The organism is Bradyrhizobium sp. Kon58, assembly GCF_055807455.1.
The window spans coordinates 1-269 of the sequence record NZ_JBVVOT010000447.1; the positions used below are offsets into that span (position 1 = coordinate 1).

General features: G+C 62.5%; 1 protein-coding gene. It reads left to right on the forward strand.

Going from position 1 to position 269, the window contains the following annotated elements; translation table 11 throughout:
- A partial coding sequence (locus AC0L20_RS41100) for a hypothetical protein (protein WP_473295843.1) occupies positions 1–269 on the forward strand: 269 nt, incomplete at both ends.

Below are 269 nucleotides of genomic sequence, written 5' to 3' on the forward strand. Positions count from 1 at the left end.
GATTCCATCGTCCGACCCACGCCTGGACGCCACCACGCAAAAGGCTATCCAGGCTTTTCTGGTGCACAACCGCATATTCGATTCGCCCAAGGATCTGGACAACGCTCCCTACATTGTCGCCGCCGATGCCGGGCGCGTGCTGGGCGCCAATGGTGAGCGCATCTATGCCAGAGGCGATCTGGACCCGACCCAGCCTAACTATGGAATTTTCCGCCGGGGCAAGGCCTACACCGACCCCGACACCCAAGAGCGGCTCGGGGTCTCTGCCG